The 13,303-nt window shown below is 67.5% G+C and carries 12 protein-coding genes; 5 read left to right on the top strand and 7 right to left on the bottom strand.

The annotated features are described in order from the left end of the window. The first annotated feature begins 3 nt into the window (after positions 1–3). On the top strand, positions 4–468 hold the full coding sequence (locus MOX01_RS09970) for a DUF3093 domain-containing protein (protein ID WP_046747213.1): 465 nt from the start codon (positions 4–6) through the stop codon (positions 466–468). Positions 469–541: 73 nt separating this feature from the next. On the opposite strand, the gene MOX01_RS09965 is transcribed toward MOX01_RS09970, so the two are convergent. Then, entirely contained in the window at positions 542–835 is a 294-nt protein-coding gene (locus tag MOX01_RS09965; RefSeq protein ID WP_046747247.1) for a DUF4193 domain-containing protein, read from the bottom strand. 198 nt (positions 836–1,033) lie between these two features. Between MOX01_RS09965 and sepH the strand changes: the two genes are divergently transcribed. Then, positions 1,034–2,080 carry a septation protein SepH gene (gene sepH / locus MOX01_RS09960; protein ID WP_141369475.1) on the top strand — a complete coding sequence of 349 codons (1,047 nt, stop codon included), beginning with the start codon at positions 1,034–1,036 and terminating at the stop codon, positions 2,078–2,080. A gap of 47 nt (positions 2,081–2,127) precedes the next feature. Here the strand turns inward: sepH and MOX01_RS09955 are convergent, their stop codons facing one another. Next, complete coding sequence (locus MOX01_RS09955) at positions 2,128–3,249, bottom strand: alkaline phosphatase family protein (protein WP_046747215.1); 1,122 nt, start codon at positions 3,247–3,249, stop codon at positions 2,128–2,130. 44 nt (positions 3,250–3,293) lie between these two features. Here MOX01_RS09955 and MOX01_RS09950 point away from each other — a divergent pair, with 44 nt between their 5' ends. Then, positions 3,294–5,735 (top strand): DNA gyrase/topoisomerase IV subunit A, encoded by a 2,442-nt coding sequence (locus MOX01_RS09950; RefSeq protein WP_141369473.1) that lies wholly within the window; start codon positions 3,294–3,296, stop codon positions 5,733–5,735. Between the two features lie 83 nt (positions 5,736–5,818). Here the strand turns inward: MOX01_RS09950 and MOX01_RS09945 are convergent, their stop codons facing one another. Beyond that, positions 5,819–7,945: a DNA gyrase/topoisomerase IV subunit B gene (locus tag MOX01_RS09945; RefSeq protein WP_082682603.1), complete on the bottom strand. Its 2,127-nt coding sequence runs from the start codon at positions 7,943–7,945 to the stop codon at positions 5,819–5,821. Between the two features lie 181 nt (positions 7,946–8,126). Here MOX01_RS09945 and MOX01_RS09940 point away from each other — a divergent pair, with 181 nt between their 5' ends. After that, positions 8,127–8,345, top strand: coding sequence for a DUF7455 domain-containing protein (locus MOX01_RS09940; RefSeq protein WP_045264803.1), 219 nt, complete (start codon positions 8,127–8,129; stop codon positions 8,343–8,345). Between the two features lie 74 nt (positions 8,346–8,419). On the opposite strand, the gene MOX01_RS09935 is transcribed toward MOX01_RS09940, so the two are convergent. Both MOX01_RS09935 and MOX01_RS09930 read right to left on the bottom strand, forming a co-directional pair. Then, complete coding sequence (locus tag MOX01_RS09935) at positions 8,420–9,460, bottom strand: alanine racemase (protein WP_141369471.1); 1,041 nt, start codon at positions 9,458–9,460, stop codon at positions 8,420–8,422. After that, complete coding sequence (locus MOX01_RS09930; protein WP_230977898.1) at positions 9,457–10,161, bottom strand: alanine racemase; 705 nt, start codon at positions 10,159–10,161, stop codon at positions 9,457–9,459. The genes MOX01_RS09935 and MOX01_RS09930 overlap by 4 nt, the downstream gene beginning before the upstream one ends. Before the next feature lie 80 nt (positions 10,162–10,241). Between MOX01_RS09930 and MOX01_RS09925 the strand changes: the two genes are divergently transcribed. Beyond that, the gene (locus MOX01_RS09925; RefSeq protein WP_058631767.1) at positions 10,242–11,258 is read left to right on the top strand and encodes a sugar-transfer associated ATP-grasp domain-containing protein; all 1,017 of its coding nucleotides are present in this window, start codon (positions 10,242–10,244) and stop codon (positions 11,256–11,258) included. A 57-nt stretch (positions 11,259–11,315) separates the two neighbouring features. Here MOX01_RS09925 and MOX01_RS09920 read toward each other — a convergent pair whose 3' ends face one another. Both MOX01_RS09920 and MOX01_RS09915 read right to left on the bottom strand, forming a co-directional pair. Continuing rightward, on the bottom strand, positions 11,316–12,011 hold the full coding sequence (locus tag MOX01_RS09920; protein WP_058631768.1) for a coenzyme F420-0:L-glutamate ligase: 696 nt from the start codon (positions 12,009–12,011) through the stop codon (positions 11,316–11,318). Beyond that, entirely contained in the window at positions 12,008–13,246 is a 1,239-nt protein-coding gene (locus tag MOX01_RS09915; protein ID WP_141369469.1) for an RNA polymerase sigma factor, read from the bottom strand. Before MOX01_RS09915 ends, MOX01_RS09920 begins: the two co-directional genes overlap by 4 nt. Positions 13,247–13,303 lie beyond the last annotated feature (57 nt).

Below are 13,303 nucleotides of genomic sequence, written 5' to 3'. Positions count from 1 at the left end.
CTAATGCAGAACCCCGTCACAGACTCACGTCCCCGCTACCGCGAGAGGCTCTCGCCGAGCCTCTGGCTGCTCGTGACCGTCGCGGTCGCCGGCCCCATGGTCTCGCTCGTCTTCGTGCCGATCGGCTCGACCGTCGCGCTCGTCGTCGGTGCGGCAGTATCGGCCCTGCTCGTGTTCGGTGTCATCGCCGCCACACCGGTCGTCTCGGTCGTCGGCTCCACCCTGCATGCAGGTCGCGCGCACATCGACACGAAGCACCTCGGAGCACCCACTGCACTGACGGGCGAGGAAGCCCGTCATGCCCGCGGCCCCGGTCTCCCGGCGCGCGGGTGGCACCTGATCCGCGGCGGCATCGACGGCATCGTCGTCGTGCCGAACCTCGACCAGGACGACCCCGTGGACGCATGGACGATCTCGACGCGGACGCCCGACCGGCTCGTCGCCGCGATCCGCGCTTCCCAGACCTGACGCGCTCACCCAACGACAGCGCGCCCCTGACCGAGACGGTCGGGGGCGCGTGATACGTCGCTCGAAGGACTGCTTACGCAGCGCACTCCTTGCAGATGGGCCCGGATGCGCCCTCGTGGTCGAGCTGCGAGCGGTGCTTCACGAGGAAGCAGCTCATGCATGTGAACTCGTCCTGCTGCGCGGGCAGCACGACGACATCGAGCTCGAGATCGGAGAGGTCGGCACCCGGGAGGTCGAAGCTCGACGGGTTGTCGGAGTCTTCGTCCCCGCTTGAGCCGGAGTTCTTGTCCGGCACACGCTCCTTGAGGGCTTCGATCGACTCGGAGTCGTCTTCGCTCTTTCGGGGGGCGTCGTAATCGGTTGCCATGCGGTAGATCTCCACTTTCATGGTGCGAGTGGGTGGTGCGCCGTCGGGTATTCGGCGGCCATAGTTTGCACGACCGGACGACATAACGCAAATGCTCGTCCGTGCGACAGAGGAAACTCACGGCACGCCCACGCTATTCCCGTCCGCGACCCCTCACGCGTGACACCATGAACGGACACCCATCAGAGGGGCATTCGCATGGAAAACGTCACCATCGTCGGCACAGAAGCAGGAGTCCTCGTACTCGCGACCGAGTCGGGCGAGCGGTTCGCGCTGCCCATCGACGACATGCTGCAGCGCGAGATCCGCCGCGCCACCCGTCAGAGCGAGCCGACGGCCCAGAAGCTCGCTGCGAGCCCGCGCGACATCCAGGCCCAGATCCGCGCGGGGCTCACCGCACCCGAGGTCGCGGAGCTGCTCGGCATCAGCGTCGACGACGTGGCCCGATTCGAAGGACCCGTCCTCGCCGAGCGCGAGCACGTGATCGGACAGGCCCTCGCCGTGCCCGTCCTGATCGGCAGCGAGGTCGAGCCCGACGCGCAGCCGACCTTCGGTGTGGCCGTCCGCGCCAAGCTCGCCGAGATCGAAGCCACCTCCGAGCGCTGGGCGAGCTGGAAGGAGGACTCCGGTTGGACCATCAAGCTCGAGTTCACCGCCAACGACGTCGATCACGACGCCCGCTGGAGCTTCGATCCTCGCCGCAGCGCGCTCTCACCGCTGAACGCCGACGCGACACAGCTCTCTCGGCAGGGCTCGCTCCCCGAAGGTCTCATCCCCCGCCTCCGAGCGGTCGATGCCGAGCGGACCTCGCCGTACAAGGACGAGAGTCGCTTCGACTCCGGCGCGTTCGGACCGCGGCTGGTACCCGCACCCGAAGCGGACGTGGAAGACCCCTCGCTCCCGGCCCGCTCCGACGCGGCAGCGCAGGACGCGGCGATCAAGCGCGCTCCCGCCGCGCAGACCACGAGTCCGGAGACGGCGGACCTCCTCGAGGCTCTACGCCGACGCCGCGGACAGCGGGAGACCGCGCCGCTGCTCGACGATGTGGAGGACACGGATCGATCGGACCAGAGTCCGATCGCACTGTTCGAGGCCCTGGAGCAGCCGGATGAAGAACCGGAGCCCCCGCAGCCCGCGCCGCAGAACAGCAGCTCGGACGCCGGCGACTCCACGGGACGCCGCCGTCGCCGGAACGCGATGCCGTCGTGGGACGAGATCGTCTTCGGCGCACGCACCGATGAGTGAGACGCGACTCGTCTGAGCCCCACCCGCGGCGGGGATGAGGGTCTGCGTCAGCGTTCGAACGCGCCGAGCCGGATCACCGGCACCTGTCTCTCCTCCGGTGTGAGCGCGCCGTGCTGGCCCACCATCCCGCGACTGCGCTGGTCGGCCGCCGTACCGTCGTAGAGAGCCCAGGCACCGCGAGCGATCGCGAGCAGGTCGCCGACGCGCGATGCGGCGGCATCTGTGACCTTCGGTCCGAAGAGGCCGTGACGTATCGCCTCCTCGCGGGTGAGCACGTCGGCCACCCCCTCCAGGTCGGCGCGCCATCTCGACGTCACCGCCGCGCGGTCCGCGTCGGGCTCCAGGTACGCGTGCAGCATGCGCGGTTCGCCGCCGATGTGGCGAATCCCCGCGACGTGCTCCTCCGCCAGGACGACCTGACGGTTCGGCGCCACATCGACCATCCCGTGATCCGAGGTGACCACGACGCCCACGCCCGCCGGGACACGTGCAGACAGCGCCGCGTCGACGTCCTCCAGCGCGGCGACCCACTCCGGGGAGGCGATGCCGTGCTTGTGACCTGCCTTGTCGACCTCCGGCAGGTAACAGTAGACGAGCGACCCCGGGTGCTCGCGAGCGAGCTCATATGCGGCTTCGACCCGCGAGGCCGCGGTCGTCGCGGGAACGAACTCGGCACCGCGCAGAGTGGCTCTGGTGAAGCCGCTGTGCGCGTACCCGGCGAACCCGACGGCGAAACTCTCGTGTCCGTCGCGGGCCGCTCGCTCGAAGATCGTCGGGGCCGACTGCCAGGTGAGCGGATCGATCCCGTCGGTCTCCCAGCCGCTGAGCTGGTTGACGAGCACATCGCGGTCGGGATCGAGCACGCGGTAACCGACGAGCCCGTGCTCCCCCGGCCATACACCCGTGACGATGCTCGTGAGCGCCGCCGCCGTGGTGGAGGGGAACACCGAGTGGGCGACGTCCTTCTTCGCCATCCCCGCGGTCAGGGAGCGCGCGTGTCCGGCATGGCCACGCAGGCTGATCGCCCCGAGCCCATCGATCACCACGAGCACGACCGAGTCCGCGCGCGGCAGAACCTCGGATTCGCCTCGGAGGGCGGCGAACAGGTCGCCCGCCACCCCGACGACACTCCGGGCGCTGGGCGCCGCGGACGGTAGCATGAAGGACATCCGAGCCAGTCTGACACAGGCTCCCGTATGCCCCCAGGAAGTCCATGCCGAAAACTCCGCCGCCCGAGCCCGTCGAGGAGCGCATCCAGGACATCGACCTCTCCAGCGAGATGCAGGGTTCGTTCCTCGAATACGCGTACTCGGTGATCTACTCGCGTGCCCTGCCCGATGCGCGCGACGGGCTGAAGCCCGTGCAGCGCCGCATCCTGTACCAGATGGCCGAGATGGGCCTGCGTCCGGACCGCGGCCACGTCAAGAGTGCGCGCGTCGTCGGCGAGGTCATGGGAAAGCTGCACCCCCACGGCGACTCGGCGATCTATGACGCGCTCGTGCGGCTCGCGCAGGAGTGGGCGCTGCGTGTGCCCCTGGTCGACGGGCACGGCAACTTCGGCTCCCTCGACGATGGGCCCGCTGCAGCCCGATACACCGAGGCACGACTCGCCGCCGCCGCGCTGGCCCTCACCGAGAACCTCGACGAGGACGTCGTCGACTTCATCCCGAACTACGACGGTCAGTTCCAGCAGCCTGCCGTGCTGCCGGCCGCCTTCCCCAACCTGCTGGTCAACGGCGCGAGTGGGATCGCCGTCGGCATGGCGACCAACATGGCGCCGCACAACCTCATCGAAGTGGTCGCGGCGGCCACTCACCTCCTCGAGAATCCGGATGCGACCACCGAGGAGCTGATGGAGTTCGTCCCCGGACCTGACTTCCCCTCCGGCGGGATCCTGATGGGACTCGACGGTGTCAAGGACGCGTACACGAACGGACGCGGCGCCCTCAAGGTGCGGGGCAAGACCTCCATCGAGCCGCTCGGCCCGCGGCGTACCGGCATCATCGTGTCCGAGCTGCCGTACATGGTGGGACCCGAGCGCCTGCTGGAGAAGATCCGGGATGCGGTGCAGTCGAAGAAGCTGCAGGGCATCAGCGACGTCACCGACCTCACCGACCGCAACCACGGACTGCGCGTCGCGATCGGCATCAAGACCGGCTTCGACCCGAACGCCGTGCTCGAGCAGCTCTACCGGTTGACTCCGCTGGAGGACTCGTTCAGCATCAACAACGTCGCCCTGGTCGATGGCCAGCCGCGCACGCTGGGCCTCAAGGAGATGCTGAGCGTCTACGTCGGTCACCGTCTCGAGGTCATCACCCGCCGCAGCCGATACCGTCTGAAGCGGCGCGAGGAGCGTCTGCACCTGGTGGAGGGTCTGCTCATCGCGATCCTCGACATCGACGAGGTCATCCAGGTCATCCGCTCCTCCGATGACTCGGAGCAGGCCCGCACGCGGCTGCGCTCCGTCTTCGATCTGAGCGAGCTCCAGGCGGAGTACATCCTCGAGTTGCGCCTGCGCCGTCTGACCAAGTTCTCGCGTATCGAGCTGGAGTCCGAACGCGATGCGTTGCTGGCGGAGATCGCCGCACTGCGGGAACTGCTCGACAGCCCGACCCTGCTCCGCGCCGCGGTCGCCAAGGAGCTCGACGCCGCAGCCGATGCATACGGAACACCGCGGCGCACACTCCTGATGAACGCGGCTCCGCCCAAGCCCCGAGCGACCAAGGGTGCGGTCGATCTGCAGATCGCCGATGCGCCCACCGTGCTCGTGCTCTCGACCACGGGACGTACCGTCCGCGTCGACCTCGGCGAGGGCCAGGAACTCACCGTCCCTGCACGTCGCAGCAAGCACGATGCGATCCTGACCACCGTCGAGACCACCGTCCGCGCCGAGATCGGGGCTCTGACCAACCTCGGTCGCGTCGTCCGCTTCTCCCCCGTCGACCTCCCGTCCGTGCCGGCGACGTCGGTGCAGCTCGCCGCCGGTACTCCCCTGCGCGACTACCTCGGTATCACGACCAAGGGCGAGCGCGTTCTGGGTTTCGTGCGTTTCGACAGCGAGACTCCGATCGCGCTCGGCACCGCTCAGGGCACGGTCAAGCGCATCGTCCCTTCCAGCCTCCCCGTGCGTCCTGACCTCGAGGTCATCGGCCTGAAACCGGGCGATTCGGTGGTCGGGGCGGCAGAGGCACCGGACGACGCGGAGCTGGTCTTCGTCACAACCGACGCGCAGCTGCTGCACTTCCCGGCTTCCGCTGTGCGCCCGCAAGGCGCCCCGGCGGGCGGAATGGCCGGGGTCAAGCTCGGCTCCGGCGCATCAGTGCTCTTCTTCGGCGTCGTCGATCCGGCCGCGGAATCCGTCGTCGTCACGGTATCCGGAGGTGACAGCGCTCTTCCCGGCACAGAGCCCGGGCGCGCCAAGGTGTCGTCCTTCGCGGAGTATCCAGCCAAGGGGCGTGCCACCGGAGGCGTCCGCGCCCATGCGTTCCTGAAGGGTGAGGACCGACTGACGGTCGCATGGGTCGGACCCAACCCGCCGCTCGCCGTCGATCCGACAGGCGCGGTCCGCAAGCTTCCGGAGAACGGAGCACGCCGCGACGCGTCCGGCCAGCCCGTCGAAGGTGTCATCGGCAGTATCGGCCGCACACTGGTCTGAGCACAGGCGAGCGGTCCGACCGCGTGAGAGCGAAAGGAAGCCGGCCCGGTCTGCACCGGGCCGGCTTTCTTTCGTCTGACGTCTCAGGCGTCGATCGACTCGCGCGACAATCGGTCGGAGGAGTCGATGATGAACTCGCGGCGCGGAGCCACCTCGTTCCCCATGAGGAGCTCGAACACGCGCCCGGCTGCTTCCGCGTCCTCCATCCGCACGCGACGCAGCAGACGACCCGACCTGTCCATGGTGGTGTTCGCCAGCTGCTCGGCGTCCATCTCTCCGAGGCCCTTGTAGCGCTGGATCGGCTCGTGCCAGCGCTTGCCCGCCTTGCGGAGCTTCGCCAACAACGCGTGCATCTCCTGCTCGCTGTACGTGTAGATCGTCTCGTTCGGTTTCGACCCCGGATTGATCACGATGATCCGGTGCAGAGGCGGCACGGCGGCGAACACGCGACCATGCTCGATCAACGGCCGCATGTAGCGGAAGAACAGGGTCAGCAGCAGGGTGCGGATGTGCGCGCCGTCGACATCGGCGTCGCTCATGAGGATGATCTTGCCGTAGCGGGCTGCGTCGATGTCGAACGTCCGACCTGAGCCTGCACCGATCACCTGGATGATCGACGCGCATTCGGTGTTCGAGAGCATGTCGCCCACGGATGCCTTCTGCACGTTGAGGATCTTGCCCCGGATGGGCAGCAGCGCCTGGAACTCGCTGTTGCGCGCGTTCTTCGCGGTGCCGAGGGCCGAGTCGCCCTCCACGATGAAGAGCTCGCTGCGTTCGACGTCGTTCGTGCGGCAGTCGACGAGCTTCGTCGGAAGAGTCGAGGACTCGAGCGCGTTCTTGCGGCGCTGGGTCTCCTTGTGCGCGCGCGCCGAGACGCGGGCCTTCATCTCCGAGACGACCTTGTCGAGCAGCTGCGACGCCTGGATCTTGTCGTCGCGCTTGGTCGAGCCGAAGCGCTCAGCCAGGTCCTTGCGGAGCACCTGAGCCACGATCTGCCGCACGGCGGGGGTTCCGAGGATCTCCTTCGTCTGACCCTCGAACTGCGGTTCGGGCACGTTCACCGTGAGGACGGCCGTCAGCCCGGCGAGTACATCGTCCTTCTCGAGCTTGTCGTTGCCGACCTTCAGACGTCGGGCGTTCTGCTCCACCTGCGCGCGGAGCACCTTGAGCAGCTCCTGCTCGAAGCCCTGCTGGTGCGTGCCGCCCTTCGGCGTGGAGATGATGTTGACGAACGAGCGGATCTTGGTGTCGTAACCGGTCCCCCACCGCAGCGCGATGTCGACGGCGCACACCCGCTCCACCTCGGTCGCGACCATGTGCCCGTCCGGCTGCAGGACGGGCACGGTCTCCTTGAACGTGCCCTCTCCCTGAATGCGCCAGTTGTCCGTGATCGGCGGGTCGATCGCGAGGTAGTCGACGAATTCGGAGATTCCGCCCTCGTACAGGTAGGAGGTCTCGGTGGGTCCGAGAGTGGTCGTCTCGCCATCGGAGTCGGGCACGGGGACGACCTGACCCGCCGCACGCTCGTCCTTGACGAGGATCTCCAGGCCAGGCACCAGGAAGGCTGTCTGTCGGGCCCGGGTCTCGAGCTCGGAGAGCTGGAACGCCGCGTCCTTGGTGAAGATCTGACGGTCGGCCCAGTAGCGGACACGGGTACCGGTCACGCCCCGGGGAGCTTTGCCGATCACGCGCAACTCGCTGTTCTCCTGGAAAGGAGTGAACGGCGCATCCGGCCGCTTCTCACCGGAATCGGCGAAGATGCCGGGCTCCCCGCGGTGGAAGGACATCGCATAAGTCTTGCCGCCACGGTCGACCTCGACGTCGAGGCGCTCGGAGAGTGCGTTCACCACGGAGGCGCCGACGCCGTGCAGGCCGCCGGAGGCGGCGTACGACCCACCTCCGAACTTCCCGCCTGCGTGCAGCTTGGTATAAACGACCTCGACGCCGGTCAGGCCGGTGCGCGGTTCCACGTCGACCGGGATACCACGTCCGCGGTCGTGGACCTCGACGCTGCCATCGGCGTGCAGGATGATATCGATCTTGGTCCCGTTGCCCGCGACCGCCTCGTCAACCGAGTTGTCGATGATCTCCCACATGCAGTGCATGAGGCCGGGCGACCCGTTCGACCCGATGTACATCCCGGGCCGCTTGCGGACGGCTTCGAGGCCTTCAAGCACCTGGAGATGATGGGCGGAGTACTCGGCATTCACAATCTCCGAGTCTAATCTCGCGAGCTGCCTCTCCTCCGCAGACACTCCCCGCGCGAAGCCAGTCGGGAAACCACGCGTACGCGCTGAGCGAAACACGCCGCAAACCGGGCATGCGTACAGGTGGCGCGTGGTTGTATTGACCAAATCGCTCAGCGAAGCCGACACCCGAGGAGGCACCGAGATGAATGCAACGACCGAACGTGACACCTCCATTGTCGAGTTCCGTCTGACCGCCATGGATCGCTGTGATTCGTGCGGCGCTCAGGCGTACATCGCCGCTGAGGTCAACGGATCCGAGCTCCTGTTCTGCGCCCACCACGGCCGCAAGTACGAAGAGAAGCTCCGCAGCATCGCCACCAGCTGGCATGACGAGACCGCGCGTCTCATCGAGACGGTCTGAGCGCTCCGCTGATCCCGGTCTGTTTACCGCGGTCCGCTGAACCGGTCGGCGGGCACGAGATCAGCCGATGACGGTCAGTCGGCGACGACTCTTCGCACACGCGGTGTGAGCCGGGTGAGGATCTCTTCTCCCACGGTGTCTATCCGCTCGGCGAGGGTCGTCGCCGACGCTTCTCCCTGCGCGCCTGCGCCGAAGACGACGACCTCCGCACCCACCTCAGCGCCGCGCCATCCGTCGACTGTCGATGAGGTGTGGCCGATGGAGACGAGAGTCCTGGCTCCTTCCGGTGTCCCGACCAGGCTCCCCGAGAGCGTGGAGGGAAGCCCGTCGAAGCTGCCGAGGCTGATCGTCACACGATCTCCGTCGACCGCGGACACCTTTGCGACGAGGCTCGCCGCTGGGCGGACTCCCTCGAGCTCCGGCCCCTCTGCCGACCGGATGCCGTAGCAGAACGCCCCGATGCGCGAGACCGTTCCGCGCAGTTCGGGACGCCACCACGATGCCGCGGATGCGGTCAAGTGCAGTGCCGCGGGGACCGATCCGGTCTCGCCCACGATACGCACCGCATCGAGGAAAGCGGCTTGCGCGATGTCATCTTCCTCGTCGCTCGCTTCCGCGATGTGGCTCCACACGCCTTCGAGTTCGAGCGCACCGGCCCGCTCGGCCCGTCTCGCTTCGTCGACGGCCGATGCCCAGTCCTCCGGCAGGATGCCGTTGCGGTGCAGACCCGTGTCGATCTTCAGGTGCACGCGCGCCGTCGTTCCGAGCGCCTCGGCCCGCGCGATGATCCGTCTGAGGTAGTCGGTGGTCCCGACACCGAGATCGAGGCGCTGCATCAGCGCATCGTCTATCTCCGAGTCCGTCGACGTCGCCCAGGCGAAGATCCTGGCGTCGCCGCCTGCGAGTCTGCGGACGGAGAGTCCGGTGCGGATGTCATAGCTGCCGAACCAGTCGATCCCGGCCTCCACCGCAGACCTGACCGCCCAGGAGAGGCCGTGCGCGTATGCGTCGTCCTTGACCACGAGCATCAGCGCGGACGGGGCCACACGGTCACGCACTGCCTCGATGTTCGCGCGAAAGATACTGCTGCTCAGGCGCACCTCGGGGCGGCTCACGCTTCCCACCCCCTCACGGCGTGGGCGCCGGCGACGGCGACCAGCTCAGCTGCAGTCATCCCGGTGATGTCCGCCCAACGTGTGACTCCGGATGCGGCCGGACCGGTGCCTCCGAAGTAGGTGACCTCGCTGTCGACATCGATGTCTGCGCCCTGGAGGTCTACGACGCACACGTCCATGGCGACGCGCCCCACGATGGGCATCGACGTCTCCCGGATCTCCACGGTCGCGTGATTGCCGAGTGCGCGCACGATGCCCTGAGCGTAGCCGCCCGTCACGAGTGCGACAGTGGTCTCCTTCTCCGCTCGATACGTGTAGCCGTAAGAGACGGCATCCCCTGGCCGGAGCCGCTTGATGGACAGCACCCGCCCTGCCAGCCGCATCACCGGCCGAGCCGCGAGCTGACCCTTCTCATCGGGGAGACCGTAGAGGAGGTTGGGGTCGATGTCGGGGTCACCGGTGGTGACGCCACGGATGCCCTCTAGCTGCAGTGCCTCGACCTCGCCCTGCGCGTCGACGAGGACGCGTTCCGCACCGGCGGCGGTCACGACCTGGGCGACGGCGAGGACGCCGTGTCCCCAGGCATCGCGCCTGAGGTCGGCGACCGTTCCACCGGCAGACACCGCTGCCGAGGCTCCCGCGGCCAGTGCCGCGCGGGAGATCATGGCTCGTGGCAGGGAGCTGGAAGTCGTCTCACACACGCCCTCCAGCCTAGCTTCCGGCTCCCAGGTCGACCTCGCCCGCCCCCGTAGACTGGAGGGGACCCCGACCCTGGAGCCTCATGTCTCGACTTTCCCTCGCGCCCCGCATCCGCTATCTGATGGGACGTGCCCGCCGCATCGACGTCGGATCGGTGGTGGAACGCGCCAAGGAGGCCTCCGCTCAGCACCACAGAGCCGTGCCGGCGATCGTCGTCGACATGCTCTGGTCGGCTGCCCGTCACAACGTCGGTTTCCAGGACTACATCGACTACGACTTCGCCATGCTCACGAAGGCCGAGCGCGACACGTACATGACCCATCCGGTCTCGAACCAGCTCTCGCAGCGCTACGATCACCCCGACTACCGCTGGATCTTCCAGGACAAGGTCGAGTTCGACAAGCAGTTCTCTCCGTTCCTGAAGCGCGAGTGGATGGTGGTCGAGGAGGGGAACGCCGAGGCCGTGCGCGAACTCACCCAGCGTCTCGGCACGATCGTCACGAAGGAGCCGGTGGGACAGGCCGGCACCGGAGTGCATCGCTATCACGCCGCCGAGATCGAGGACTGGGACGAGTTCCACCGCGGGTTGCTGGCTCGAGGCGAGCTCCTCATCGAGGAGGTCATCCGTCAGCACGATGCACTGGCGGCCGTCTGCCCCGGCACGGTGAACACCACCCGCATCACCGCGTTCTTCGACGGCGAGAAGGCTCACATCCTCGCCATGGCTCAGAAGTTCGGCCGCGGCGCCGTGAGCGACCAGATGACGTTCGGCGGGTTCTACACCATGCTCGACGAGAACGGCCACGCGGTCGGCGCCGGTTACGACTCCCACGGCCACGTCCATGAGACGCACCCGGACTCGGGCTTCCGCATCGCCGACTTCCAGCTGCCCTACATGGACGAGGTACGCGCCTTCATCGACCAGGTCGCCCGGGTCGTGCCTCAGGTGCAGTACGTCGGCTGGGACATCGTCGTCTCCCCCGACGGGCCGGTCCTCGTCGAGGGCAACTGGGGCGCGGGAGTCTACGAGAACAAGCCCAGCGTGACCGGTATCCGCACCGGCCACAAGCCCCGCTACCGCGAGGTCATCGGCTTCTGAGACGCGCAGAGACGAGAATGCCCCCGGAGAGATCCGGGGGCATTCTTCGTGGAGGGCTCAGACTTCGCGAACGATGCCGAGCGGCGTCGACTCCAGCCCCTGACCGAGCGGGTTGTCGCCGAGGATCCTGACGAGACGCTGCTCGCCCGCCTTGTCGAGAGTCGAGCCGAGGATGTTCCCGCCGAGGTCGTTGATGTCCACGACGGCGACCTCTGCCTGACCTCCGATGAGCGCCTTCAGACGAGCAGCCACGCCATCGGGATCCTTGGGGCCGAGAACCACAGCCTCGTTGTACGGAGGAATGGTGTGCTTGGTCGGACCGTCGATCGCCCGTGCCTTGTCGCCGGCGATGCGGTAGAAGTCGCCGCGACGGCCGAAGGCCTTGGTCACGGCCGCGACCGCGGAGGCGAACAGGATGCGCGGAGTACCGCACTCCCGCAAGGCCATCTCCATCGTCTCCGGCATGCCGAGACCGATGCCGTAGGGCGTGCGAGTGACGTACTTCGAGAGGAAGAGCGCGAGCTTCCGGGGCTTGATCTCGTCGAGGCGGTAGGACCGCCCCTGCGTGATGGCCACGATCTTCTCGGTCACGAAGAGGAGGTCGCCCGGCTGGACGGCATCCTTCGCGTACTCGCTGATGATCGCGTCCAGGTCGTCCTGGGGCATGACCACGCGGGTGCGCAGCGGGATGCGCGCATAGCTCTTGCCGTCGACACTCGCCTCGAGGGCCTTGCCGTCGTTCGCCTGGCTCATTCGAGGTAGTCCCGCAGGGACTGCGAGCGGCTCGGGTGACGCAGCTTGGCCATCGTCTTCGACTCGATCTGGCGGATGCGCTCACGCGTCACGCCGAACGTGTCACCGATCTGGTCGAGCGTCTTCGGCTGACCGTCGCCCAGTCCGAAGCGCATCCGGATCACTCCGGCTTCGCGCTCTGAGAGCGAGTCGAGGAGCTGCTCGAGCTGACGCTGCAGCATCGTGAAGCCCACGGCGTCGGCGGGGACCACGGCCTCGGTGTCCTCGATGAGGTCACCGAACTCGCTGTCGCCGTCTTCGCCGAGGGGGGTGTGCAGTGAGATCGGCTCGCGGCCGTACTTCTGCACCTCCACGACCTTCTCCGGGGTCATGTCGAGCTCGCGGCTCAGCTCTTCCGGAGTGGGCTCGCGACCGAGGTCCTGCAGCATCTGCCGCTGCACGCGGGCGAGCTTGTTGATGACCTCGACCATGTGCACCGGGATGCGGATCGTGCGGGCCTGGTCGGCCATGGCACGGGTGATCGCCTGACGGATCCACCAGGTGGCGTAGGTCGAGAACTTGAAGCCCTTGGTGTAGTCGAACTTCTCGACGGCGCGGATGAGACCGAGGTTGCCCTCCTGGATCAGATCCAGGAACTGCATGCCGCGACCGGTGTAGCGCTTGGCGAGGGAGACGACGAGACGGAGGTTCGCGCCGAGCAGGTGGCTCTTCGCGCGCTGGCCGTCGCGGGCGACCCACTGCAGGTCAAGACCGAGCTGGCTCGTCTTCTCGGCCGGGGTCATCGCCGACAGCTTCTCCTCGGCGAAGAGACCTGCCTCGATGCGCATCGCGAGCTCGACCTCTTCGGCCGCGTTCAGCAGTGCGACCTTTCCGATCTGCTTCAGGTAGTCCTTGACCGGGTCGGCCGTCGCTCCCGTGATCTGCGTCGAGTAGACCGGGACCTCTTCGTCGTCCTTGGACGAGATGACGATCGCGCCGGTCGGCAGCGGCTCGGTGAAGGCCGGCTTCGCATCCTCGTCTTCGTCCTCCTCGACAGCAACAGCTGCGGGAGACTCGTCTTCTTCGACGACGTCCTCGGACTTCTTCTTCTTGACGGGGGCGCGCTTCGCGGCAGCACGCTTCGCCGCGCTCAGGGGCGCGGGCTTCTCGGGCGCATCGGTCGCGACCGGAGCGTCGGCGGTCGTCTCTTCGGCAGCCTTCTTCGTCCGGGTGTTCTTCGTCGTGGCAGGAGTCACGTTTCGCCTTTCACGGAGCTGCTGTGTAGCCCCGGGACATTTCGGACACTAGTAAGA

This window comes from Microbacterium oxydans, from assembly GCF_006540085.1.
Lineage (GTDB): Bacteria > Actinomycetota > Actinomycetes > Actinomycetales > Microbacteriaceae > Microbacterium > Microbacterium oxydans.
Note: the sequence above shows the minus strand (reverse complement) of the source record. Positions and strands in the feature narration are given on the sequence as shown.